Raw genomic sequence first — 25762 nt, 5'->3', positions numbered from 1 at the left:
GAATGCACGCCGTTCAGCGCGAACGGAGGCAGTCCGCGTGGCGACCGGTGCGCAGCGTGCGGCGCGCGTAGTACGCGAAGGCCGCCTCGTTGCGCTTGGGACGCAGGATCCAGTCGTGCGCTTCACGGCCCAGGGCCGGATCGATGGGCTGGATCGCCCCTGCAGCGGCGGCCAGCAGCTGCATCCTGGCCGCACGCTCGAACGCGATCGCCAGCACGCAGGCGGCTTCGACGCTTTCAGCCGCCACCAGCAGGCCATGGTGCGAGAGCATCAAGGTGCGCTTGCTGCCCAATGCCGTCGAGATGAGCTCGCCCTCCTCGTTGCCGACCGGCACGCCGGGCCACTTCGGAACGAAAGCCACGTCGTCGTACAGCACGCAGTTGTCCATGTGGGAAACCTCCAGCGGCACCTCGAGCATGCTCAGGGCCGCCGCGTGCAGTGCGTGCGTGTGGATGATGCAGTTGACGTCCGGCCGCGCGCGGTAGACCCACGAGTGGAAGCGGTTGGCGGGGTTGGCCATGCCTGAACCGGACTTGACGTTCAGGTCTTCATCGACGACCAGCAGGTTGTCTTCCGAAATCTCGTCGAAGCCCAGGCCCAGGCGCTGCGTCAGGTAGGTGCCGTGGACCTCGGTGCGCGTGGTGATCTGGCCCGCGAGGCCGGAGTCGTGGCCGTTCTCGAAGAGGATGCGGCACGTCAGCGCCAGCTTCTGGCGCAGCGTGTACTCCGATGGCAACAGGGTCGTTTCCATCTCGGCATTCGCCTTGTCGATCAAGGCTTCCTTGTTGAGGGAAAAAGTGTCTTCTGACATAGCAATCGCTCCCGTATCAGCGTTGAGAAAAAGTCAGCCCGAGGTCTCGAGCGTGGAAAGGGTGAGGTCCGGTTGCCCAGGGAACAGCGGCGCGTAGCCCGGCAGGCCTTCGATGCGATCGATCCAGCGCTGCACCTGCGGGTAGCGCGCAAGATCGACGCCGCCCATCGGCGCCATGCGGGTGTACGGATACAAGGCGATGTCCGAAATGCTCGGCGCCGTTTCCGTGGAGACCCACTGCCGGCCTGTTGCCAGGCGCGCTTCGAGAATCGCCAGCGCGTCGTGGCCTTCCTGCAGCCACGCGCGCACTGGGGCGTCGGCAGGCGTGAGGTCTTTGCGCAGGGCCAGGTGCAGCCGCAGCTGGGCCAACGGTCGCATGTGCTGCTCTTGCTCGAAGTGCATCCATGCGAGCGTCTGCGCTTGCTCGTGGAGCGTCTGGGGCCACCACGGCGTGCCCTGCGCCAGATAGAAAAGGATGGCGCCCGACTCGCTCAGCATGCGGCCGTCGTCCAGTTCGAGCACGGGCACCCGCTTCATCGGCGCGTGGGCGAGGAAGCTTGCGGACTGCAGGTCGCCGCGGTCGATCGACAGCGTGGTTCGCTGCAGATCGATGCCCACGAAGCTCGCCAGGAGCCGGACCTTCCAGCAGTTGCCGGAGCGTTGCGTGTCGATGATGCGCATGGCGGTCAGTCCACCTTGGTGCCGGCGGCCTTGGTGATGCGCGTCCACTTGTCGGTCTCGCTGCGCACATGCTTCAGGTAGGCCGCTTCACCCGTGGGCAGCGGCTCGACGCCGATCTCGGCCAGCTTGGCCTGCAGCTCGGGGCGGGCCAGGGCGCGCGCCAGGGCTTCGGACAACAGCGTGGTCTGTTGCTTGGGCGTGCCCGGTGGCGCGAGCAAGGCGTTCCACGACCCGATCAGGAAAGTGGGCACACCGGCTTCGGCGCTGGTCGGCACCTTCGGCATGGCACCACTGCGCGCGTCGTCGGCGATGACCAGGGCCTTCAGGCGCCCGGCCTGGACCTGGCTTCGGATGACGGGAATGGCGTCGATCACGATCTGCACCTGCCCGCCCAACGCGGCGTTGATGGCTTCGGCACCGCTCTTGAACGGCACATGGACGATCTCGGTGTGGGTGGCGATCTTGAAAAGCTCCAGCCCCAGGTGCGGCGAGCTGGCGTTGCCCGCGGAGCCAGCGTTGAGCTTGCCGGGGTTGGCCCTGGCATAGGCCACCAGGCCCTTCACATCGTCGACGCGCAGCGCGTCGTTCACGACCAGCACGTACGGCGAGTTGCTCACCAGCGAGACGGGCGCGAAGGCGCTCGCGTCATAGGCGAGCTTGCTGTAGATCATCTTGTTGACGACCTGCGTGCCGACCGTGCCCAGCAGCAGCGTGTAGCCGTCGGGCGCGGCCTGGGCAAGCGCCTGCGCCGCGATGTTGCCGCCCGCGCCGGCGCGGTTGTCGATGATCACCGACTGCTTGAGCTCTTCGCCCAGCTTCTGTCCCACCAGCCGCGCCACGACGTCGGTGATGCCGCCGGCACCGAACGGCACGATCAGCTTGATGGGTTTGGCCGGGTAGGCCGCCTGCGCCAAAGCGGGCCGGGGAAGGGCCACGACCGTGGCCGCGCACAGCACCGCGCCGAGCAGGGCCGCGGCAGTGAGAAATGGATTTTTCCAGCGAAAAGACGGGAAATTCGACATGACATACTCCAAAAGAACCCAACGGTGCGGCGACAAATCGGTGTCGCGGCTCAGGACTCAAATGTACGATAGGACTCATGTGTCCTGCAAGAAACCATGACGATCAAGTTGAAACTCCTGCGCACCCAGGCGGGAATGACGCTGGAAGAGCTTGCGCAAGCAGCGGAGCTCACGCGCAGTTATGTCTCCAAGGTGGAGCGTGGGTTGGCGAACCCATCGGTGGGTGTTGCACTGAAACTCGCCAAGGCGTTGAAGCTGCCGGTGGACGAGTTGTTCGGCCAGGCATCGACGAGCAGCTCGGTCACGATCACGCGCGCCGCCGACGCCAAGGCGAAGCAAAAAGACGAAGGCGCCCCGCGGCTGGTCGCGGGCACGGCACCCGGTCAGCGCGTGGTCGCATTCGTGCTGCAGCCCGGTCGTGACAAAGGCGCGAAGCACCTGAAGAGCGACCACGAGGGCGAAGAGCTCATCTATGTCCTGAGCGGCGAGGTCAGCCTCGAACTCGACGACAAGACCGAAGATCTGGTCGCCGGAGACTGCGTGCATTTCAACGCCTCCGTGCCGCACCGACTGATCTGCACGAGCAAGAAAGCGGCGCAAGTTCTGTTGGTGATTGCGAGCCCCTCCACCGCCTCGTAAGGCGATGTGCTTACAGCGACGAAGCCTGTCGCGTTGCACGCGATGCGCTTCATGCGCCTGACGATCGAGCGCACACACATCCGCCTGTTTCTTCCAGCCGACAGTCGCTGAAAGACCTGTCGAAAACCAGCCTGTGCTGGCGACAATCCGTCGCCCGCCGCCGGCAGTACACACACGCCACCGCAGCGCGTCGCGTCTCATCGCGACAGGGAGGCGCGACCCCGCTCGCGCCTCCGGCCTCATACCCAAGAAGCCAGAACTACAAAGGAGAAGAACCATGACGCACGCGCGCAAGCTCGTGACCCTGATCGCCTGCCTCGTCCTGTCCGCCTGTGGTGGCGGCGGCGGGGACTCCGGCGGCGGCGGCTTTGCCGGGATGGGCATGCCCGGCACGCCGGGCACGTCCACCGGTGCGCCGGACGATGACACGACCACCCCGCCGGCGAGCCCCATCGACGCTGCACTCGACAGCGGAGACCCGAGTGGCCTGCGGCCCGAGGACCGCGCCACGCTGCTGGAGCGTGCGACGCGCAAAGCCATCGAACTGCGTGCGCGCCCGCAGCAGGTATTGGCCGACATCTACAACACGAAGGGCCAGGTGCCGAACCTCGCGCTCGACATCGGAAAGAACAGCGCCGCGCTGACCCCGGCCAGCCTCACGCAGGCGATTCCGTTCATCGTTGCCGACGACGGTTCAGGCATCGCGGCCATCGCCGAACTGGGCGACGGCCGCGCGCTGGCCTACGGTGCCGACGTGCTGGGCTGGATGGCCGGCACGACGAAGGAGCAGCAGCACCTGCCGCTGTTCACGCGCGCCTTCACGTGGGTGATGACAGGGCAGGCCGAAGGCACGCTGCCGGCCACGCTCAAGTTCAGCCAGGCGGGCTACAACGCGGGCGCCATCAAGAACTTCGCGACCCGCTTGCAGAAGAAGACACAAGAGATCGCGTGCGACATCGCCTCGCCCACCAACACCTGCTGGCGCGACGCCGACCTGCTCGTCTTCGGCGCCAGCGTGGCCGACAACCCCGCGCTGGGCGAGCTGGTGCGAAGCTACGTGAAGGCCGGCAAGGCCGTGATCTACATGCACAGCAGCTGGTGGACCGCCCCGGGCGGCACGCGGCTGTTGTCCAGCCTGGGCATGGACCTCGCCGCCGACCCCGGCAACTTCTTTGCGCCCGCCTCGGGTTATTCAGTGACCGCAGGCCGCACCGCCGTCGACGCCCTGGCGCGCGGCGACCAGCTCGGCAGCCTGGTGCACACGCTCGAGTGGCTCGCCAGGGACACGTACACGCAGGACTTCGCCGTCGACAACCAACCCATCGTCGGGATCGATGCGGCGCGCCGTGACCTGTCGAGCACCGAGCTGGCAGGCCGGCCGCTCTTCAAGACGGAGAACACCGAACTGCAGCGCCTGCTGGTGCTGTGGGCCGATGAATGGCGCCGTGACATCGCCTACGGCAAGATCAGCCGCACCAGCGATGCCGCCAACTTCCTGCGCGCCTATGCGTCCGATTCGTGGCAGGCCTTCGGCCGCACCGCGACCACGACGCAACCGGGCGGCCAGGGCGACTACATGCCCGCCGGCGCGCAGAAGCTCGCCACGAGCAGCGACTACGAAACCATCGAGCTCACGCTCCCGCAAGGCAGCGGCAAGACGGCGATCGGCCGGGGCGCCATTCCGGCGAAGGCCGTGGCACTCGAGATCGCCGAGGCACCCGTCGGCGTGAACCTCGGCGTGCAGACCAGCCACATCCGCACCTACGGCAACCCGCTGACAGACGCCGGCAACTACCTCCGCCCGCGCCAGGCGCCGTCATGGACCGTGCCGCTGCAGCGCGATGCCGTCAACGACTTCGTCACGCCGTTCGGAGGCCCGCTGTTCCTGAGCTACAGCGGCGCCACGGCCGGGCAGAAGGTCAAGCTGCGCGTGAAGGGCACGGTCAGGTACGCCCACTTCGACTTCAGCCAGGGCACGCCCGCGCAGGCCGAGCTGGACGCCGCCATGGCCGCGCTGCAGCGCCAGGACTACGGCTGGTCCACCTTCAAGTTCCGCGGCGGCGAGCTGCAGCAGACCATCGCCGTGGCGCTCAAGAGCTTCAAGTCGGGCATGCCGTCAGGCACGCTGCGCACGCCGCAAGACCTCGTCACGCGGCGCATCGAAGGCATCCTCATGGACACCAACCACATGTCCAACGGCTACAACGACATGAAGATGCCCAGCACCGTGTCGACCCTGTGCACCAGCTTCGCGTGGGCCTGCGACGACGCCGTGCACAACGCGCCGGGCGTGCAGCACTTCGTGAGCTGGCTGCCGAGGTGCGGCAGCGGTTGCTCGGGCCACCCGATCGACTCCGACAACTGGGCCATGGACATCGGCTGGGGCTGGCCGCACGAGCTGGGCCACAACACCGTGCAGCCCTGGATGCAGATCGTGATCGACGGCAAGGGCTGCAGCACCGAGTGCGACAACAACACGCTGTCCAGCGCGCACATGCTGCGCCGCTACGCCGTCCTCGGCGAGGACGACAGCGGCACCCGCACCGCCCACGCGGCCCTGTACAGGATGATCCAGGACAACCGGGCGCTCGCGCTCAGCGGTGAGCCGCAGCGCGCGGACATGCAGGCGCGGCTGTGGGGCGGCCCGGAGCAAAGCCCCATGCTCGCCATGTACTTCCAGCTGGCGTTTCTCTACACGCAGGCCCGCCACAGCGAAGCCCAGCCCACCGCCGCGAGCACGATCGAGTTCCTCACGTTGCTGTCGAAGGGCGGGCGCCTGGTCGCCAAGAAGTGGAGCACCAACACGGCGGGCAACTACGGCATGAGCGGCTACGCCAGCAACGACATTTCGAACCACGAACTGCTGTACGTGCTGAGCTCGAAGATCATCGGCCAGGACCTGCGCAATGTCTTCGCCATGTACGGCGTTCCGCTCACGCAGACCGCGCTGAATTCGGTGGCGGCGCTGACGCTGCCGATAGCACCGCAACGGTTCTATGCTTTGGGCGCCAACAAGGCCAACCAGCTGTCGACGGGGCAGTGGCTGTCGGTGCAGGGGCAGACGCCGGTGTATCCGTTCTGAGCGGGCGGGGCATGGTCACGGCGCCCCGTCGTGACCATGCCTTGTCTTCAGCATCACTCGGAAACTGCAGGTCGTTGATGGCCGTCGAGCGACCCGCACGTCCGTACAGATCGACATGCGCCAGGGGACCGAGGCACGCCTTCTTTCTGCCACACGATGAGCGTGCAGGGTCCGCGATGCGCCGCGTTCCCGCGCAAGCCTCGCTCCCGGCACGTGTGTGGCGGTTCCATCCGCGAGCGCCTGCTTTGCCTTTCCACGTTGCGATCGTCGTCCTGCGCTCTGTGCATCCGCCCAGACATGCGACCGACGGCCCCGTCGCACGCAAGCCAAATCGCCTCAAAAAGCGCATCATCTTCACTGACGAACCCACGGTGCAGACTGTTCGCGAGGCAGAGCATGACTTGGTTCAAGAAGCTTTTCTGGATCGGCGCGGGACTCGCCGTGGGAGGCGGGCTTGCCGTGTTCGTGCTGGACGAATTGAAGACGTCCCGGCTGCAATCGGCCCTGTGGCGCGACTTGGCCGAGGGCGCCCGCTTCAGCGTCGAAGACGGTGCCAGCGACGCCATCCGCTTTCCCCGGACCGGGCCCTACGACGAGCGGCTGGGCTATCACCAGCTGCCGGACTACATCGAGCGCCTGGCGCCGCAGGGCTATGTCGTCACCCGCCAGGCCCGCATGTCGCCGCGGCTGCTCGAACTGCAGGACTACGGGCTCTTCGCGCCCTACCGTGAGAAAAACCAGGCCGGCCTGACCGTGCGCGACTGCCGGGACGCGGCGCTGCTGCACACCCGCGTGCCGAAGCGCGCCTACGAGCGCTTCGAGGAGGTACCGCCGCTGCTGGTGAGCGCCCTGCTGTTCGTCGAGGACCGCCACCTGCTGGACGCGCAGCCACTGCAGCGCAACCCCGCGATCGATCCGGAACGCTTTGCCAAGGCGACGCTCGAGCAGGCGCTGCGCGCGGTCGGCCTGGGCCAGACGGCGACGGGCGGCAGCACGCTGGCCACGCAGATCGAGAAGTACCGCCATTCGCCGCAGGGCCGCACCGGGTCGGTCGGCGACAAGCTGCGCCAGATGGCGTCGGCCTCGCTGCGCGCCTACCAGGACGGCGACGACACGCATGCGCGGCGCCGCCAGATCGTCGTCGACTACCTCGACACCGTGCCGCTGGCCGCGCGACCGGGCATGGGCGAGGTGCACGGGCTGGGCGACGGCCTGTGGGCCTGGTACGGGCGCGACTTCGGTGAAATCAACCGCCTGCTCGCCGACCCCGCGGAAGAGGCGGCGGCGCCCACGGACGAGGCGCTCCGTCAGCAGGCCGAGGCCTTCAAGCAGGCGCTGTCGCTGATGATCGCGCAGCGCCGCCCATCGCAGCACCTGCTCGGCGACGGCGCCGGCCTGGCGCGGCTGACCGACAGCTACCTGCGGCTGATGGCCGAGGCCGGCCTGATCACGCCCACGCTGCGCGACGCGGCGCTGCCGCTGCCCTTGCACCTGCAGCCTGACCTGCCCCCAGCACCCCGGCCCGACTTCGTGCAGCGCAAGGCCGCGACCGCGCTGCGCACCCACATCGCCACGCTGCTCGACGTGCCGAGGGCTTACGACCTGGAGCGCCTCGACCTCGAGGCCGAAACCAGCCTGGACGGCGAGGCGCAGGCGCTCGTGGCGCGCGTGCTGGCCGGCCTGCGCACGCCCGCCGCGACGAAGGCGGCGGGGCTGGTGGGCTCCCACATGCTCGACCCGGGTGCCGACCCCAGCCCGCTGATCTACAGCTTCACGCTGTTCGAGCGCAGCGCCGGAACCAACCTGCTGCGCATCCAGGCCGACAACATCGACCAGCCGTTCGACGTGAACCAGGGCGCGCGGCTGGACCTGGGCTCGACCGCCAAGCTGCGCACCCTGGTGAGTTACCTGGAGCTCGTGGCCGAGTTGCACGCGGGCTGGGTCGACCTGAGCCCGGCCCAGCTGTCGGCGCTGGCGCCGAACCCGCGCGACCCGCTGGGCGCGTGGGCGCGGCAGTACCTCCTGCGCGCCAAGGATCGCCGTCTTGCGCCGATGCTGGAGGCGGCCATGGAGCGCAAGTACTCGGCGAACCCCGGCGAGGCCTTCTTCACCGGCGGCGGCCTGCACCAGTTCGAGAACTTCGAGCGCTCACGCAACAGCAGTTCGATGACGGTGCGCGAAGGCTTCAAGCATTCGGTCAACCTGGTGTTCATCCGCCTGATGCGCGACCTGGTGCGCCACCGCATGTTCGGCGGCGCGTCGGGCGCCGAGCGCCTGCTGAAGGACCCTGCCGACCCGGGCCGGCGCGAGCTGCTCGCGCGCTTTGCCGACCGCGAAGGCTCGGCCTTCCTCACCCGCTTCCATCGCAAGTACCAGCACCTGCCGGCCGCGGACGCCGAAGCGCTGCTGCTGCGCGGCCTAAGGCCATCGGCACCGCGCCTGGCGAGCGTGCTCTTCACGATCGAGCCCGAGGCCGACGACGCACGGCTCGACGCGCTCCTGCTGCAGCGGCTGGGCCGCGGCGCCGATTCGCCGCGCGCATTGGGGGCGCTGCGCCGCACCTACGCCGGCCTGTCGCTGGCCGATCGCGGCTACGTCGCGCGCGTGCATCCGCTGGAGCTCTGGCTGGTCGGCTACCTGCGGCGCCACCCCGGCGCCTCGCTGACCGAGGTGCTGGACGCGAGCGTGCGCGAACGCCAGGAGGTCTACGCCTGGCTCTTCAAGACGCGCCACAAGAGCGCGCAAGACAGGCGCCTGCGCGAGCTGATCGAACTCGACGCCTTTGCGCAGATTCACCGCTCATGGCAGCGCGTGGGTTACCCGTTCGCGTCGCTCACGCCGTCTTACGCGAGCGCGATCGGCGCGTCGGGCGACCGGCCGGCCGCACTGGCGGAGCTGATGGGCATCCTCGCGAACAACGGCGTGCGGCTGCCCACGCAACGGGTCGGCGCCTTGCACTTCGCGCGCGACACGCCCTACGAGACAAGGCTGGAGCCGCGCCATGCGAGCGCACAGCAGGTGCTGCCCGCCGAGGTGGCCGCCACGGTGCGCCGTGCCTTGGTCGAGGTGGTGAACGACGGCACCGCACGGCGACTGAAGGGCGCGCTGGTGGACGAGAACGGCCGCGCCCTCGAGATCGGCGGCAAGACCGGCACCGGCGACCATCGCTACGGACACACCGGCCGCGGCGGACGGATGCTCTCGGAGCGCAAGATCAGCCGCTCGGCCACCTTCGTGTTCATGATCGGCGACCGCTACTTCGGCACCATCCTGGCGTATGTGCGCGAACCCCATGCCGCTCGCTATCGGTTCACGAGCGCGCTGCCGACCCAGCTGCTGAAGTCGCTGGGGCCGCAGTTGCTGCCGGTGCTGCAGCGCAGGGGGTGTGGGGAACCGCAGCGGGCGCCATGAGGCGACATGGGCGGCCCAAAGACAAAGCCCCTGTAGCAGGGCTGCTACAGGGGCTTGAATCTGGAGGAGAGGGAGTCAGTTTGAGAAATGCCCATCATTGCCCGCCAATGACCGTTTCTTCAACACTGACAATAGCTTAGCGCAGATAAAACGGCCGTGAATGTCCATCATTCGCCGCCGGGAACCGCACCGCTTTCGATAGCGTTGTCGATAGTCGACGCCCAGTATGCTTGCAGGCTCAACGAGGAGGTGAGCCGTGCGCGGCCCCATCAATAAACTATCCGACACCAAGATCGAAGCGACGCTGAAGACCGCTCGCAAAGCAGTTGTCGCCGGACAAGGCAAGCCCATCCTGCTTGGCGACGGCGGTGGTCTGACCCTACAGATCAGCAAGACCGGCGCCGCTTCCTGGCTGCACCGCTACATGCGCTTGGGCAAGGCAGTTGGCCTGGGGCTTGGCGGCTACCCCGAAGTCAGCTTGAAGCTGGCGCGCGCCAAGGCGGAAGAATGCCGGCGCATGCTTGCCGAGGGTCGTGATCCTCTGACCGACAAGCGCGCCGCCGAGACCGCGGCCAAGCTGGCTCGCGCCAAAGGCAAGACCTTTGACGATTGCTCAACTGAATACATTGATGACCACCGCGCCGAATGGAAGAACCCGAAGCACATTCAGCAGTGGGAAAACACGCTCAAGACCTACGCATCGCCGATCATTGGCCAACGCCCCATCGGTGAAATCACCACAGCCGACCTAAAACGCATCCTCAACCCGATCTGGTCGACCAAGAACGAAACAGCGTCACGCCTACGCGGCCGCATCGAATCGATCATTGACTGGGCAACAGCCCACGAACTGCGTACCGGCGAGAATCCTGCCCGCTGGAAAGGGCACCTCGAGCATCTTCTGGCCAAGACCACACCCGAACAGCGTGCGGACAAGCATTTTGCAGCCCTTCCACACGCGGACATTCCGGCGTTCATGGCGAAACTGGCTGCTCAAGAGGGCATGGCTCGGTGGGCGCTTGAGTTCCTCATCTTGACCGCAGCCCGCACTTCAGAGATCACCGGCGCGCAATGGGACGAGATCGATGAAACCGCGCAGTTGTGGACCGTACCGGCCGAACGCATGAAAGCCCGCAAGGAACACCGCGTCCCGCTGACCGCCCGCGCGCTGACCATCCTCCGAACGGTCAAAGCATTCAGCGGCAAGACGTTCATCTTTCCCGGTCAGAACAAAGACAAGCCCATGTCGAACATGACCATGACCGCGCTTCTCAGGCGGATGGGCCGCAGCGATATCACCGTGCACGGCATGCGGAGCACGTTCCGTGACTGGGTCGGCGAGAAAACCACCCATGACTTCCGCACGGCTGAAGCGGCCTTGGCACATCAGTTGCCAGACAGGGTTGCCGCAGCCTACGCTCGCTCCGACCTGTTTGAGAAACGCTTTGCAATGATGCGGGATTGGGAAACCTACTGCACCACTTCGAGTGGACTCAAGGACTAGCCGGTGACGGTTAACGGTATGACCTCAACAAAACTCAAGTCCAGCCCAATCCCTTCGGAGTTTCATCCAAAAGACAGCGTGCCTCCTCTTCGAAGGCATATGAAATGGCTTCCGGATTGGAAGGACAGTTCTGCGTATCCAGATGAGGCTGCAACGAACGCCCACCTAGCCTGGGAACTCCTGAGGAGAAACCGCCATTTCCAGCAAGACTGCATGAACGCCGTCGACTCGCCTACCGCACAGGCCGCCCTTGTCCAGACTTGGGGATTGCGTCGCTTCAAGCCGTTTTGGAAGGCACACAACGCGACCGAGCAGCTGTTTGAAGAAGAGATGACTAAACCTTCGAGTAAGAACTCCTCGTTGTTCGTTGCGGCAAGTCGTCTAGCTGGCCCCAATCGTTTAGTTCTAGAACTGAACCTAGGAATGCTTGGGCAGTCGATGACGCACGACGACGAAAATTTTCTCTCGCTACGAGAAGTTGTCCAGCAGTACGTACCGAAGAAATTCGAGCAGCGCAGCCTTCAACGGCGTGGCGTATGGACGGGCAAGATCGGAAGGCACCTCAGAGTAATAGACGCGCTCAGTCAAGCCTCACCCGTCTCTCGTCAAGAAATCGGCCAGCAGTTCCACAAGGAGGGGCTCATCCTCGCCGAACATCAACTCGCTTGGTCCGAGAAAGAAATCGTTGCAAAAGCTGGCGCACGATATCGCGACCGTGATCCCAAGGAAGTAAAAGCCTTGATCGAGGCCGAGAAAGAAATTCAGGCTGAGCGCTGGAGGCAACTCGCAAAGCGCTATAGCAAAGAAGTCGGCTCACAGATCGAACGGGCGTACTCGCTCGTCTACGAAAACGGCTACAGATTGTTGACCGTATCAGGCATCCGGCCTTCCGCAAGAAAGAAGACATATTCGCCGTCCAAGAAGCGAGCGCGAGGCGAAGGGATCTTCGAGCAAGTCGGCGACTACATCTCCGGGCCATCGTGGTAGGGCGAGCTGGAGGTTCCGAGATGGAGCCTCATATTTTTCGCATCTCGCGAGATTAGAAATCAACAATCCCCCTTGATAGATGCTGATTTCTCGTCCTCATCTCCTTAAATAAATTCGTATCTCCGGTAAGGGAAAACGGCGATCTTGAGTTCCATTTTCTAATTCGGCTATCGCACACAAATGCAGATGCACGAAGATGGAACAGGTAGCCCCCCCCGACCCGCAGGTTTTCGCCTCAAGCCGCTCAAACGAGAAAAGCTTGGCGAAAAGCCGCGCGTCGCTGGAGGTTGCCCTCAGACAAGACTTCGGCGCGCTCATCGACGATCTTTTGCTGGCCGTCGCGTTCGCTCAGCGCCAGAAACTCATCGCGATTCAAGAAGTTTGCGAGCGCACTGGTATGGGAACTTCGTTCATCCATGCAAAGATTGCAGCCGGCCGCTTTCCCAGGCCCGTAAAGCTCGGTGCGAGCAAAAGCCGTCGCGCCGCCGCACGTTTTGTGGACGGCGAAGTTTCCGACTGGATCGCACAGCGCATCGCCGAACGCAACCTGCCTCTGACGGCACCGGCGGTGAATCAGGGAGGCCGCATGAACTAGCCGCCCTCCATCCCAACTGAGCTGTCGCAGGTCGATCCGTCAAACGAAGAGCTTGCGCGTAGGCAACACCGAAAGCCCAACAGTTCGGTGCCGCCTCACACGGCACTGGAGGCTCGCCTCAGGAGCTTCCGTCGCCGGATCCAACCTCCGCAATCCGAACTGCAGCAGCAGCCCGGAGGACTTCTCTTTGCCGCATATTAACCAAACGGAGCTTACATGCTGACCGTAGACATCAAACCGAACCGAGCAACGTCGCAACAGTTGGCCCGGTACCTCTCGCAAGTCATGCCCGGCGATCCTGGCTCGAAGATGCGTCGCACGTCGTTCACCTGGCCGACGCCCCTGACTCGCGCACCGATGGAAATCATCGTGAATCAGCCCGGCGAGAAGTCGGGCGCTCAGGATATCAGTTTCACCCTCCGGGTTCGCATGGAATCGGTGCTTGTTGGCAGATCTGCGCTGGTCGAAAACACGTTCTTCAAGCCGTCCGAACGCGTGCTTGCGCTGTTCCGAGCCTGGCTGCACGAACTCATGCCGGGCCTGCCTCTCGACGTGCTTTCAGGCATCACCGCGGATGACTGCGAAATTCGCGAGATTACCGCGTCCTACTACTTCACCTATCCCTCCGAAACGCAAGCATTCAAAGCCTTCTGCGACTTCTTTGAGCATGGCCTCGTCTGCCTGAACAGCAGTGATCTGTACCCTGGCTCGAAAAGTCGTGGCAAGGTCATTGCGCCTCGTATTCGCACGGCTGAAGACGCTAGCCATGCACTCTCCGTGGACCTCATCCATCTGCCTGCACAGGAAAAATTCGGAGAAGCGCGCGTCTCATTGATGCGAGACATCGAAGATCAGCCGGCAGGGTTTGCATCCGAAACCCCTTCGCAGCGAGAACTGCTGCGCGCGAGTGCGCGTCGCCTTCTCCGCTTCGAGGTCACCGTCGATGTCAGCAAGAACTTGCACTTCGGCGACAACCAGAACTACCAACTGCCCACGGACTACCGCAAGTGGACGCAAGAAAACCTGCCGCACGATCCGTTCTGGATTGCCTTCGAGGCAACGAGGTACGCCACTTTCCTCAACCACGTGACGCCCACTTCCGAAGAGGATATTGACTTGGACAAGCTGGATCAGGGCGAGCGCGAGGTCTTGGCCGATTACTTCAAGGAAAAGAACCTGCGTCACAACGAGTGGATCGAAGGGACCGAGTCGCTCCTTCAATACCGCAAGAAGCTGTTGGCAAATGTTCAAGTCGATATCTTGGTGCCGTGGTCCATCGCCAAGCTCAACAAAAGCAGCAAACTGAGCGAACAGCTCACCTATGAGAACCGCTTCCGCCCGAGTGAGGATGAAGTGCTGCAGCCGCATTGCCTGTCGGCGCTCAATGTGGATGAAAAGATTGACGCCCTGTTGGAAAAACTGCCGCCGTTCGTCATGAAGGAGGATCCTTGGCCGGCCACCTTCCCGATGGCCCAAGAGGGCTCCGCAGAGGCTCCGGAGGCGTAGTTCGGCACACGCAGGAGGCACATTCGGCCCGAGGGGGTCGTGTGTGCCGACCGGCGGCGCGGGCTAAGCGTAATACCGTACAGCTTGTAAACAGTACTAGGCCTACCAGCCCACCAGTGGCAACAGCTACATGGTCTACCCAGCCGACATAGCCGTAGACCGTACTAACTGTTGATCAGCCTAACTGGTGCAGGCCTAGCTGATACATGCCGACTACGCCCTCTACGCCGGTAGACCGTGCTGCTTGTGCCATGCACAGCCAGCAGGCTTACCAGCCATACAGCCGATTAGTTCGGTAGATCGACCTTTCTCACGTAGCACTGTCTTCACCGTGTACGCCGGCAGCGAAAACTGCGTGGTTGTCATGGTGTGGATCGGTGCGCCCGAAAACACTGGAACAGACATGAATTTCGATGGCGTTGATTTCTCCCACTGCATGATGGTCGACACGCTCGGCCTGCGCATTCACAACGTAGACCCTACAAAGCTTCCCAACAAGTACGCCTTGGTGGGCGGCGGCGATGAGAAGAAATGGGCCAAGGGCAGCCTGCAAACGGCCGCCGGCAAGAAGTCGCTGAAAGTGAAGGCGAACAAGGCGCGTAAGGCTTTCGAGATCGAGGGCTCGCCCGCGCTCCTCCGACAGGGTCACAACATCGTCTCCTCGGGCGACGTCACCATGCTGGCTTACGCAATGGCGAAAGACTGCAACCTCGGGCTGCAGCTCGGTCTCAAAACTGACCGGGCCAAGGATTTCTTGCAAGGCGCCGGTATGGAGGTGACGCGCATCGACACGCCAGTTCTGCTGCGCAAGCCTGCAGGACTTTCGAGTGCCGCAGTTATCAACGGCATTGCGCTCTCCAGCGTCCTTGCCGGCCTCAACACCAGCCTGTACGTCAACGAGACGGTGTACTTCGACCAGCAGGCTCAGCTTGCAGCGTTGAAGGCCTACGACAAGGACGCCGAACTCAAGAAGAAGCGAAAGCTGAAAGTCCCCGAGACGCCTCAAACGGCAGCTTTGCTGGACTTGGCTGCAGCGACTATTCGCCTCGAGCCCGTGTACCGCCTGAAGTGGCTTGAACGCAGGTTTAAGGGTCGTCCTCCCACGCCTGCAGAACTGTCGCCCGGGGTGCTGGCGCACATGCTCGCCGGCCTGCTCGACAAATACGACCTGCGCCGCGACATCCGTAGGCCGCTGAATCACGACGCGCTGATGGCGATTCCCGCTAGGTTTCAGCGTTTCGCACTGCTGTGGCAACACGGCCACGATATGAAGCAGTTTCAGGCGAAGGACCCGACGGAGTACTCCCGCGCGAAGACCTACCTCGCCCGCGAGCACTCACTCAACATCGACGGCCCTCCTCCGCGGGAGATCGAAGACCGCGTCGAGCTGGGCGACATCCTCTCGCCGAAGAACTTCATGCCGGTGCCGGCCGAGATCGCGGCAGACCGCGAGCTGTTCTTCCAGTGCGACATGGCACTTGAGCGCAAGCACCCCGGCCCTCGCTGGTCGCGCCCCTGGACCATTTGAGGTTGTCGCTTGCGGTCACATCGTGCGGACTGCCCTGGCCTAGACCGCGACCCCCTCGCACTCCCCTCTCCCCAGACCCGAGCTGTAAAGGCTCCGTGTTGGCGCACGGCCAACGCTACTGCATGAAAGAACATATGTCGAAGAATTCATCCATCGAATGGACCCACCACACCTTCAACCCCTGGTGGGGCTGCACCAAGATCTCGGCCGGCTGCGACAACTGCTACGCGGCGAACCTGTCGAAGCGGTACCACTCTGAAGAAATTTGGGGGCCGCACGCGAAGCGCCGCTTCATGAGCCATGCACACTGGGACACGCCCATCGTGTGGAACAACGAGGCGGCGGCTCGGAACCAACGCGAACGCGTCTTCTGCGCGTCGATGGCGGATGTGTTCGAGGTGCGCGACGACCTCGCTCGCCATCGCTTGCGGCTCCTCACCTTGATCAAGGGCACCCGTAACCTCGACTGGCTGCTGCTGACGAAGCGGCCGCACTCGATCAAAAAGCTGCTCCCGGTGGACTACCAGTTCCCGCGCAACGTCTGGCTTGGCGTCAGCGTCGAAGACCAGGAGCGCGCCGACAAGCGCATCCCCTACCTCCAAGCCTTTCCCACTCCGGCCGTGCGCTTTCTGTCGTGCGAGCCTTTGCTTGGACCCATCGACATTCGTCGCTACCTGCAGCCTGGTCGCAACGGCGTGCGCATCGACTGGGTCATCTGCGGCGGCGAGTCCGAGCACGGCGCCCGCCCCATGAACCCTGAATGGGCCGAGAACCTGCTCGCGCAGTGCCAGGAAGCCGGCGTGCCGTTCTTCTTCAAGCAGTGGGGCATCTGGGCTCCGGTCGAAAACGTCGGCTTAGCGGCCGTCGGCAACCGTGAAGTGATTGACATGTGGCGGTATGACGGCCGCCCAGAGGAGATGGTCCGCGTCAGCAAGAAGGTTGCAGGCTGCAAGCTGAACGGGCAGACCTGGATGCAGTTCCCTGAGCTCGAACGGGCCGTGTAAAGAGCACCAGCGACGACCCGATCTTCGGCCGCACTCCTCCGCATCGACCTGACTTCTGCGGGCCTATCGATGTTCCGAGTCGCGGACCGATTCCGACTCAGCACCAAGATTTCTCAACCACACATTTTCTTAGATTGGATAACGACATGGAGCACTTTCAATATATCGCCCCGTCAGGCGAACTTGTTTGCCTGAGCCCGCGTTTTACGAATCCGTCAATCAGCTCTTCCGAGCACGATATCCTCTGCGAAGTGGAGGGACTTGCCTACGCAGCGTCGCTGTTTTTCCGAGGAATCTATCCAGTCGAAGCGCCGTACTTCTTTTGGGGCGCTGGGCGCGTACTACCTTGGAACGCGGAGTTTTTGCGATGCGACCCAAAGGGTGACATGCGCTGGCGCGCGCCGTCAGAAGCTGAACTCGATCTCGTTGTCGACGCGTTGCGGAAGATGGGATGTGGAGAACGCCCCGCCATTCTCTCGACGTATCACAACGAGCTTCTTTGCTCCAGCGACAAACTGAAGTTTCAGGGACTTGCGATCGAAATCTTGATGGCATTGGACGAGTTCCTCGCGGGCATTCAGTCGGGTCCTCCAACCATCGAGCTGATGCTGCTCTTATGCGAAGCATACAAAGGCCTCTCTGAGCTGACGGTGGAGGCGGAAGACCTCTTGGCCAAGCAAAGGGTGCACGAAGTAGCCTACCTTGCGCGACCTAAATAGCGGTCCAGTTCATCGGGATTCTCAATTAGACAAAATCGAGACACGTGATGAGATGAGAGGCTCATCGAGCCACTGTGAAAGGATGCAGAGAGGTGCGAAGCTGTCCAATGCTGATTGATCGCTGCATCAAACGCGCAGTCAGATTAATGGGTGGATGTGCAGTCCCGATGAAGCTCGTCCGAAGGGTTCGCTGGACTCCTAGGTCTCTAAAAAGTAAGTCATGCAGCGCGCGCACCTTCTGACTTTTGCGACGATGCCAAGTTTCTTTCTTAGCGCCAGGCGCCGCGGTCGCAACATGCAAAGGGGTTATCAAATTGAAGCTCGACGCCCCCTCATCAAAGATCAAATACGGACTTCGAGCACGATGCTCCCAATCATCATGCCCTGGTTCGAAGCGCTCATGCTGTAAGGCTTGACCCGCTTCGTAACGCACCAAGACGTTCAAGTGACTTCGGTAAGAATGGAGCGAAGGGTCGGTCCAGATCAAACGACGATCATCGATCCTCTGGCCCACCGTGCCGTAGCCAACAAACAAATATTGGATCCCCGACTGCTTGTTCCCGCGTCGCGCACAGAAGTAGATCACCATGTCGCCTGGATACAAATACCTTCGGACGTTGGCTCGACATACTCCCCATCCCGCAAGGGTCGGCCGACCTTGATGGTAGGTAGCGCTGAAGAATGAGGGATCGTCGCCCCAGTCGTATGCAGTATTCCCCGCATGAAGCTTGTCCAGCAACGACCCGAGGTCGGGATTTTTGGTGGCGGCTTCCGCAGCGATTCGCAGCAGTCGCTTGTTCTCAGGGAGGAACTGGCGATAGACGCAAACATACACCCTAGGCGTTGGAGACGAAGGGACCACCTGTCGATGCGCTTGTGAGCTTCGGCCAGCTCGCGCCCCACATCCGTCCATAGTTCTCCCCTTAGATTGTTGACGCCATCGTGGATAGAGCCACAAACGACGGCCAGTGATTCCGGACCTTCCAGAAATCTGTCACATTGAACCTGGAATCATCAGTCACGCCCCAGCAGAATGCTTGGTAGTGATAGCCCGGCACGGCCGGTCATGATTTCCCTGAATAGCCACAAACTGTCATCCGCGGCTATTGCGTGACCTAGGGTGCCAGCCCCTCGTACTTAGCTAGCAAGCGCAACGCCTCGCCGTCCAACAGGGCCTCCACCATCGCGGAATAGGGCTGATCAGGCTCGGCATATCGGTAGAGCGACTGAAACTCATCAAACGCGACGTGGCGCAGTTCGGACGAGTACGGCTCGGGGATCTCGATCGCCTTGTTAATTCTGTTCTCAATGAGCACCAGCTGCGCTTTGATCTCCAGCTGCCGCATGGTGCGCGCCTCCACGAGGCCCTGGCGGTTCAGGCCGAACACGCGGTAAGTATGTCGGCCGTAGGGATCGAGCGCCTGCCCCTCCACGCGGGGACCAATCAGGCTCCATCCCTGCTCCTCCAGCCACGTCAGATGGTCTTTCGGATCACGCCGTGTCGGATCGATCAAAGCGGCGTCTTCCGCCTCCAGATCATCAGCCTCTGCTCGCGCGTAATCTGGACCCAGGATAGGGAACAGATCCCCTTTACCGAGATAGAACTGACCGCCGACCTCATTGCCCAGCGGATCGTGAGCCAACTGATGTGCATCCTGGTAGCGCCTACGGTTACAGTCAATGCAACTCGCGAGCAGGTTGTCCCAACTACCGGCGAGCCACCAATAGCCCGGATGCTCGGGGCACTCGGCCACACGGCCCTTCGGCCGGAAATGCTCAACATCAGTCGGTTGCACCGCCTGGATGCTCGACTCGCAGTACGCACACTTGCCATGAAACAATGCGTTCAGCGCGCCGGCCACGTCGTCTCGCTTGTACGCACTGAAGGTGAAAGCCAGAGTCGGAGTGACTTGGAAATGCTGCGCCGCCCGCGTACGTTCCCGAGCCGCTGGACTGCCCGGCCCATCGAGCGACGCAGGGATCGCGATCGTGACTCTGTCCACGCGCCTCATGAGCGGCGTTCCACCCGCATTGCACGCAACCGCGCCAGAACGTCATTGACAGCCTCTTCCCTCACCCGACTTCGGTCAGGCGGGGGCACTTCCGAAGCTTCTGCGACAAATCGCCGCAACGCCTCGTGGACCACCTGCTCGAATGGCGTGTCTCCGAGCCATTTAAACGCCCGAAGCGCTCCTTGATCGGCGCCGCCAAATGATCCTTCGCGGGCATTGGCAGGCAAGGCTAAACGCTGAAGTGCCGCTTCCACATCCGGGTCGGCGGTACTCGATAGACCGAAATAGTCGGAGGTTAGTAACTGTTCCGCTCGCAGCCCGCGCACGTCCGGCAAGTCGCTGAGGACGTCGATGCGGTGGTCGTCGTTTCGCACAAGAACTTGGACTTCCCCACTGCGCATGCCTCGGAGGCACAGTGGGTCGTGCGTGGTCGCGATGAACTGCACGTTCGGCATTGCGCGGCGTAGCGCCGATACAACTCGCAGCTTCCATCGCGGATGCAGGTGCGTCTCAATCTCGTCAATCAACACCAGTCCCCGTGCATTCTCTAGGTCACCCCACGTCCTGATCATGCCGCGCGCGATATCGAGGACCATCGCCATGAGCGAGCGATAGCCGTCACTCAGGCGCTCTAGCGGCGTATCGCGTCCGTGAGCGCGCACAAAAAGGCGTCCATGCTCATCGCGCCCAATAGCGTCCTGCGCCTGAAGGACCAGAATTTCCCGCATCGCGCGAGCCAATGCGTCGAAAGCGTTGTTTCCGAGCCCTTCAAGCCAGCGACCTGGATGACCTAGCTTAGCAAAAGGATCAAATAGGGATTTGAAGGTCGAAGCCAGCAGCCGTGGAGCACTTTCCTTGCCAAAATAGCGGCGAGCGCCAAACGCATACACCACCATATCGGGCGCCTCGCCGATAAAGCGCCGTGTCACTGGGTCGATCCGAAGCGAGATGGGTTCACCAGTATCGAATTCGAGCGTGACCTCGGGTTCTACGGTGTCGTTGAGCTGCCATCCGGAGACCTCGCGCGGCAGGAAATCCTCGGGCGAAACCCCCATGCGCGCGCGCATGGGCTCGCTCATGAGGGCAAGCGCGACCGCCTGCAGTGTCGAGCTTTTGCCGGTGGAGTTTTCGCCGAGCAGCATCATGCAGGGCACGCCGTAATCATCGGATCGTACTGACGGCATCTCAAGCTCGAGCCGAGAGATACCCTTGAAGTTTTGAATGCGGATATGCCGAAGTTGAGAAGTTCGCGGCTTTGACTGCAATCTTCTCGGTCCCATCCGCAAGTTGCTTGCGATCGACTCTGCAACATACTCGCCGCGAGTGTCGACAGCGGCCGCCATCAATCCCCGCAGCTGCGCCCAATGTCCACCATCGGCAGTCGTTGCGATTCGAATCGCGTCCTCTATGATGTTTTTAAACAAGGGTCTCGGGAGCTTGTCCAAGATCGCGACCTGCGACAGCAGATAGAAGAATGCGATGCGCGCGGCGCCAGCGAATGGTGCATGGTCTAGAAGCTCCTCCCGAAAGTCCTCGTACACGCGGCGATCTTCACGTCCCCGCTCCAATGCACTTAAGCAACGTTCAAACTTCCGCGCTCGCTGGGCGGTCAGTTCCGGTCGATCCAGCGACAGGGCCTCGATCGTGATGTGGCCGATGTCATCGACGCCCGTGATCGCGCCATCCATCCAGAAGCGTAGATGTTTGCGTGGCTCCGAGCGACAGGGATTGACGATGAGCGCCTGCTCGCCCGCCTCCGCCTCCAACCAAGTGGAACGCACCCTTGCGCGAGGGCCATCCACCGGGAACAAGTTGCGCTTCGCTCGGTTGCATTCCGGGCAAGCGAGGAACAGGTTTTCCCATTCGTACGCGAACCAACTATAGTGATCCGGGCTTGGCGGTACACGCTCTGAAATTCCCGCCGCTTGTCCGGTTGGTCGATGGTGCGACACATCGCCGGGCTGATACTCACTCAATGGCGTTTCGCAATACGCGCATTTCCGGTGGAAGACCTCGGTCAATCGTGCCCGCACAAGCTCAGAAGACCAGATCTTCGAGTTCAGCGGTGGACGCCTACGAGCGCGCTCCTCAGGGGGAATTCGAAAGTGGCTCGCCAGTGCCTCCCTCGCTGCGCGCGCATCGGCGCTATGCAGGGTTTCTGGAATCGATGCCGGCTTTCTTGTCACTTTCCTCACAACGCTGCTCCGCTCCTCTTTTGGAAGCGAAGTCTAACGGGGTACGCTACAGAGCCCTGCACAAGTTCTCCGGCCAACCAGCTCGTGCGCGCGCCACCTTCGCGGCCGTCGGCCTTTACATGCCGCGCCTTCGCCAGGGGCACTGACCTCCCCAAATCGGGGGATACAGCAAGATCACATTCCCGCCAACCATACAAGAATGCAATGCCGAATCTTGTCTGCCGAGGTTCAAACTGAAGCAAACTGTTGGCAGGCTGTGAAAGTTGAGCGCGGGCAAAGATGCTGTAGAACAAAAATAGACCAGACACCAGGGGGCGTCGCAGCGAGTCTTGTCGAGCGAACACGCTTAGATCACGGCATCAAGTCAAGAGAAAAGCAGAAGCAAAGAACAAAAAGATCGAGGAAAAGAAGATGTTTTTGAAGCGGTTTTCGGCGAGAAATTTTCGTTCTTTCGATCAGATAGACGTCCCTCTATATGAGGACCTCACCATCTTCGTGGGGGAAAACAATGGCGGTAAAAGCAACGCTATAGACGCGATGCGTCTCCTCACCGTGCCGCTCAGTGGTCGTCGAGAGCTTTACTGCGAAACTACGGATATCAGGTTCGGAAGCGCCAAACCAGAATTCGAACTGGAGGCGGAATTCGGTGACCTGAGTCCAGCACAGTCAGGCCGCATGCTTAGTGCAGTGACGAGCCATACCCTGACCAACTGCATTTTCGGTCTGCAGTACGACGAGAGCGGCGGACGATTTCCCATTCGTCCAAGACTCTGGGCGGGCACACACAAGGAATCACCTGAACCGGGCAGCCACGACATGGTTCGCCACGTCTATTTGCCACCATTGCGTGATGCAAGGAGAGCATTGGCGTCAGGAAATCCGACAAGAATCCATGCCCTCCTCAAGCATTTCCTCGGCGACCTGGGATCCGAGGATGTCGCGAAAGAGCTGAGCCGCACTTCTTCATCTGAAGTGCTGACCAAAGTGAGTAAAGCTGTCGAAGGTAACCTCGGCGACCTAACCGCAGGAGTTCGGCGACAAGGAACGTCGTTGGGCTTTTCCACCGACGAGAAGCTCATCGACATCGCCCGCGACCTGCGATTCAAGCTCGCCGACCACGGCATTGAGCCGGAGGATCTCAGGTATTCAGGCCACGGCTACGCAAACTTGCTGTTCATGGCGACGATTGCGATCGAGCTTGAGCGCGCAAATGGTGTGGACCTCACACTCTTCCTGGTTGAAGAACCAGAAGCCCATCTTCACCCCCAATTGCAAGCCGCCGTGCTGGGTTTTCTGGAAGACCAAGCGGAAAAGTCAAAAGCCCGGCAGGTTGAAGAACATGCACCGGCTGGGAGAGTTCAAGTCGTTGTTGCGACGCACTCCCCAAATCTTTCCGCATGGGTGTCCAGTGAGAAGATGATTTTTTTCAAGGCCATCGTCGCTGCGGCCGGCTCTACCGAAGCGGCGATTTCGGCGATAACGGCTTCCGAACTAGGGCCCGTTACAGCGGAAGTTCACCCACCGCCCAGAATCGTCACACCCGTGGCCAAGGCGGCGCACGAGGTGGTGGAAGCGAACCTATCGGAGGTAAGGGGGAACGCTGCGGCTACCCCGGAACGTCGTGCGACCAAGTGCATTCCGCTAGCGGCCTTGGCTCTCGACCCCGCCGATCGACGAAAGGTGGACCGTTATCTCGATGTGACCAAATCGGCACTGCTATTCGGCGGACGGGCTCTACTAGTAGAGGGTATTGCCGAAGCGCTTCTATTGCCGGTCATCGCCAAGAAATACGTCTTGAGCGGCGAAGCCAACAAGCTGCGCATTTTTCGTTCTTCGGTGTTTGTGCCTATCGATGGCGTTGATTTCGAACCCTACGTCAAACTCTTGCTCACTTTGTACGGTGGCACTCGGATCGCAGACCGCGTTGTTGTCATTACCGATGGAGATGGCTGGAATCTGAAAGCCGGCGAGCACAGCCCCGGAGCGCGCCGAAAGACCAGCCTGGACGCATTCGCAAAAAAGGAAGATGCATCCTCGCAACTCTACGTTGCGGTCAACAATTTCTCGTTGGAGGCCGAGCTGGTCCTCGCGGGCAATGAAGCATTGCTCAAGGACGTTTATCTAAAGTTTCATAGCAGGTCCGAGGCCAAATGGTCATCCGCCATGGCCGCCACCACGCAAGAAGACAAAGCATGGGAAATACAGCAGCTCTTTGGTGACACCCCAAAAGGCGACTTTGCACAGATGCTTGCTGAGGCGATACTCAAATCGACGGACTTTAAGGTCCCTGAATATCTAAGCGCCGCTATCAGGGCAGTCGTCCGATGAGCCACGAATTTCTCCCGACAGCCGAGCAGAAGGCCGTCGTTGAGCGAGACGGTTCTGCCTTCGTAACTGCGTGCCCCGGCGCCGGAAAAACTCGAGTGCTCGTCGAGAGAGCACGGTACCTGCTGAGAACTCGTGAAACGCGTCGGGGTATTGCGTTCCTTTCGTTCACGGAGGTGGCAATCTCGGAACTAGACGAGCGGCTGCGTCACGAAAAACTACTGCTGCCACCTACGATGCCGAGCTTTGTCGGAACGTTTGATAGCTTTCTCTGGCGTTTTTTCATCGCGCCATTCGGCATCCCGGGCTCAGACATAAAGCCGCGCCTGATTCCTGACCTCGATTCTCGCGACGTCGTTCCCTACCCGAATGCAAGAGCGCTTCCATTGAAAGTCTTTGACAGAGTCACCGGAGTGGCCGACGCGCAGGAGTTGCGGAGAGGGAAGCTGACGCCCGACGACGTTCGCAAACATCAAAAGACTGCGCTCGAGATGTGGCGTCGCTTTCGCGGCCGTGGCGAGATCGATTACGCCGATGCGCGCACCATCGCTCTTTCGCGCCTCAGGAGTCCAGACGCTTCACCGGCCCTGGCGAAGGCACTGGGCGCACGATTCGCTGAACTTATCGTAGACGAGGCGCAGGATTGCAATCCGGATGACCTAGAGATCATCAACTGGTTTCGCAAGGTTGGCATGCCAGTGAAGGTCATCTGCGATCCCCATCAGTCGATATATGGCTTTCGTGGCGGAGTTACCGACGAGCTTGCGGCGTTTGCCAAAACCTTTCCCGAGCACGAGAGGTTCTCGATGTCAGGAAACTTTCGTTCGAGCCAAGCCATTGTTCACGCTGTCAATCGGTTGAAGCGAGACGACGGACCCGAGCCAACTGATGAAGCACTAGGGCGCCATCGAAGTACGCCTCATCCCGTGCACCTTCTGTTCTATCCGGGTTCCAGCGTGCCTGCAACTGTGGGCGCCTACTTTCGCGCACTGGTGGGCAAGTTAGACATCAAGCCCGAAGATTGCCCAATCGTCGCGGCGACAAGAAAAAGTAGTGCAAGGGCATTGGGCATTCCGATCGACGACGACTCGGATCATTTGGTATGTCGCCTAGCGGCTGCCGTGGGGGCATTCCACGCGTCGTTCGAACTTGGCGGTCGACGAGAGGCGCTTGAAGACCTTCACAAAGTTGTCTTACGCATAGAAGGGCATCTGCCGAACAAGAGTTACCGTCAACACATGGAAGGACTCGGAGACGCCAGTCTGACGTGGCGCCCACCGATCCTCGCACTGGGACAACAACTACGCTACGACCCTGAAGTCTATGCATCGGCGGACATGTGGCTGACCAAGGCAAGAGCCCTCCTGGCACCTCGGCTCCCGAAAGACGGCAATCGGACGATTGGGCAGGTGCTGCGAAACCACGCAACACTCAAGGGCGCGCTGTCGGTACCTTTTTGCCATGGTCATCCAGCACGCACCATCCACAGCGTGAAGGGAGCCGAATTTCCGGCGGTTTGCCTCGTGATTTCTCCAGCGACGGCGAAATCCACTTTTGACTTCCTGGAAGCAGGCTCTCCAATCGATGCAGCGGAGGAACTTCGCAAGGTCTATGTCGGTGCGTCTCGTGCTCAGCGACTACTGGCGATCGCTGCACCGAACTCACAACGCAATCGGCTGACCCGGATTATTTCGAGCGGCGCCGAACCCAACATGCTTGCCATCGTGCAACTCTAGCACTC

General features: G+C 61.9%; 17 protein-coding genes. 12 read left to right on the top strand and 5 right to left on the bottom strand.

The window, feature by feature from the left end; all coding sequences use genetic code 11:
- Positions 1–13 precede the first annotated feature (13 nt).
- Genes AC3WQM_RS06400 through AC3WQM_RS06390 form a run of 3 tightly spaced genes read right to left on the bottom strand, consistent with a single transcriptional unit; the run spans position 14 to position 2514 of the window.
- On the bottom strand, positions 14–811 hold the full coding sequence (locus AC3WQM_RS06400) for an aldolase (protein ID WP_489059626.1): 798 nt from the start codon (positions 809–811) through the stop codon (positions 14–16).
- Positions 812–844: 33 nt separating this feature from the next.
- A complete protein-coding gene (locus tag AC3WQM_RS06395; protein ID WP_492677380.1) occupies positions 845–1492 on the bottom strand; it encodes a glutathione S-transferase family protein in 648 nt (215 codons plus the stop codon).
- 5 nt (positions 1493–1497) lie between these two features.
- Entirely contained in the window at positions 1498–2514 is a 1017-nt protein-coding gene (locus tag AC3WQM_RS06390) for a Bug family tripartite tricarboxylate transporter substrate binding protein (protein ID WP_492677379.1), read from the bottom strand.
- A gap of 96 nt (positions 2515–2610) precedes the next feature.
- Between AC3WQM_RS06390 and AC3WQM_RS06385 the strand changes: the two genes are divergently transcribed.
- The 10 genes from AC3WQM_RS06385 to AC3WQM_RS06340 all read left to right on the top strand — a co-directional run bounded on the left by AC3WQM_RS06385 (position 2611) and on the right by AC3WQM_RS06340 (position 17489).
- Positions 2611–3153 carry a helix-turn-helix domain-containing protein gene (locus AC3WQM_RS06385; RefSeq protein WP_492677378.1) on the top strand — a complete coding sequence of 181 codons (543 nt, stop codon included), beginning with the start codon at positions 2611–2613 and terminating at the stop codon, positions 3151–3153.
- A gap of 277 nt (positions 3154–3430) precedes the next feature.
- The gene (locus AC3WQM_RS06380; RefSeq protein WP_492677377.1) at positions 3431–6235 is read left to right on the top strand and encodes an ImpA family metalloprotease; all 2805 of its coding nucleotides are present in this window, start codon (positions 3431–3433) and stop codon (positions 6233–6235) included.
- Positions 6236–6631: 396 nt separating this feature from the next.
- Positions 6632–9646 carry a transglycosylase domain-containing protein gene (locus tag AC3WQM_RS06375; protein WP_492677376.1) on the top strand — a complete coding sequence of 1005 codons (3015 nt, stop codon included), beginning with the start codon at positions 6632–6634 and terminating at the stop codon, positions 9644–9646.
- A 256-nt stretch (positions 9647–9902) separates the two neighbouring features.
- Positions 9903–11150: a tyrosine-type recombinase/integrase gene (locus tag AC3WQM_RS06370; protein ID WP_492677375.1), complete on the top strand. Its 1248-nt coding sequence runs from the start codon at positions 9903–9905 to the stop codon at positions 11148–11150.
- Positions 11151–11168: 18 nt separating this feature from the next.
- Positions 11169–12137 (top strand): transcriptional regulator domain-containing protein, encoded by a 969-nt coding sequence (locus tag AC3WQM_RS06365; protein WP_492677374.1) that lies wholly within the window; start codon positions 11169–11171, stop codon positions 12135–12137.
- Between the two features lie 196 nt (positions 12138–12333).
- The gene (locus AC3WQM_RS06360; protein WP_492677373.1) at positions 12334–12732 is read left to right on the top strand and encodes a helix-turn-helix transcriptional regulator; all 399 of its coding nucleotides are present in this window, start codon (positions 12334–12336) and stop codon (positions 12730–12732) included.
- A gap of 216 nt (positions 12733–12948) precedes the next feature.
- On the top strand, positions 12949–14238 hold the full coding sequence (locus AC3WQM_RS06355; RefSeq protein ID WP_492677372.1) for a hypothetical protein: 1290 nt from the start codon (positions 12949–12951) through the stop codon (positions 14236–14238).
- Between the two features lie 331 nt (positions 14239–14569).
- On the top strand, positions 14570–15766 hold the full coding sequence (locus AC3WQM_RS06350; RefSeq protein ID WP_492677371.1) for a phage/plasmid replication protein, II/X family: 1197 nt from the start codon (positions 14570–14572) through the stop codon (positions 15764–15766).
- Positions 15767–15888: 122 nt separating this feature from the next.
- A complete protein-coding gene (locus AC3WQM_RS06345; protein ID WP_492677370.1) occupies positions 15889–16770 on the top strand; it encodes a phage Gp37/Gp68 family protein in 882 nt (293 codons plus the stop codon).
- A gap of 146 nt (positions 16771–16916) precedes the next feature.
- The gene (locus AC3WQM_RS06340) at positions 16917–17489 is read left to right on the top strand and encodes a hypothetical protein (RefSeq protein ID WP_492677369.1); all 573 of its coding nucleotides are present in this window, start codon (positions 16917–16919) and stop codon (positions 17487–17489) included.
- A 1115-nt stretch (positions 17490–18604) separates the two neighbouring features.
- Here AC3WQM_RS06340 and AC3WQM_RS06335 read toward each other — a convergent pair.
- Both AC3WQM_RS06335 and AC3WQM_RS06330 read right to left on the bottom strand, forming a co-directional pair.
- A complete protein-coding gene (locus tag AC3WQM_RS06335; protein WP_492677368.1) occupies positions 18605–19351 on the bottom strand; it encodes a hypothetical protein in 747 nt (248 codons plus the stop codon).
- Positions 19352–19497: 146 nt separating this feature from the next.
- A complete protein-coding gene (locus AC3WQM_RS06330) occupies positions 19498–21522 on the bottom strand; it encodes an AAA family ATPase (protein ID WP_492677367.1) in 2025 nt (674 codons plus the stop codon).
- A 585-nt stretch (positions 21523–22107) separates the two neighbouring features.
- Here AC3WQM_RS06330 and AC3WQM_RS06325 point away from each other — a divergent pair.
- Entirely contained in the window at positions 22108–24024 is a 1917-nt protein-coding gene (locus tag AC3WQM_RS06325; protein WP_492677366.1) for an ATP-dependent nuclease, read from the top strand.
- Positions 24021–25757, top strand: a complete 1737-nt coding sequence (locus AC3WQM_RS06320; protein ID WP_492677365.1) for a UvrD-helicase domain-containing protein — start codon at positions 24021–24023, stop codon at positions 25755–25757. Before AC3WQM_RS06325 ends, AC3WQM_RS06320 begins: the two co-directional genes overlap by 4 nt.
- Positions 25758–25762 lie beyond the last annotated feature (5 nt).

Source organism: Variovorax sp. FW301-JW7 (genome assembly GCF_058788795.1).
Note: the sequence above shows the minus strand (reverse complement) of the source record. Positions and strands in the feature narration are given on the sequence as shown.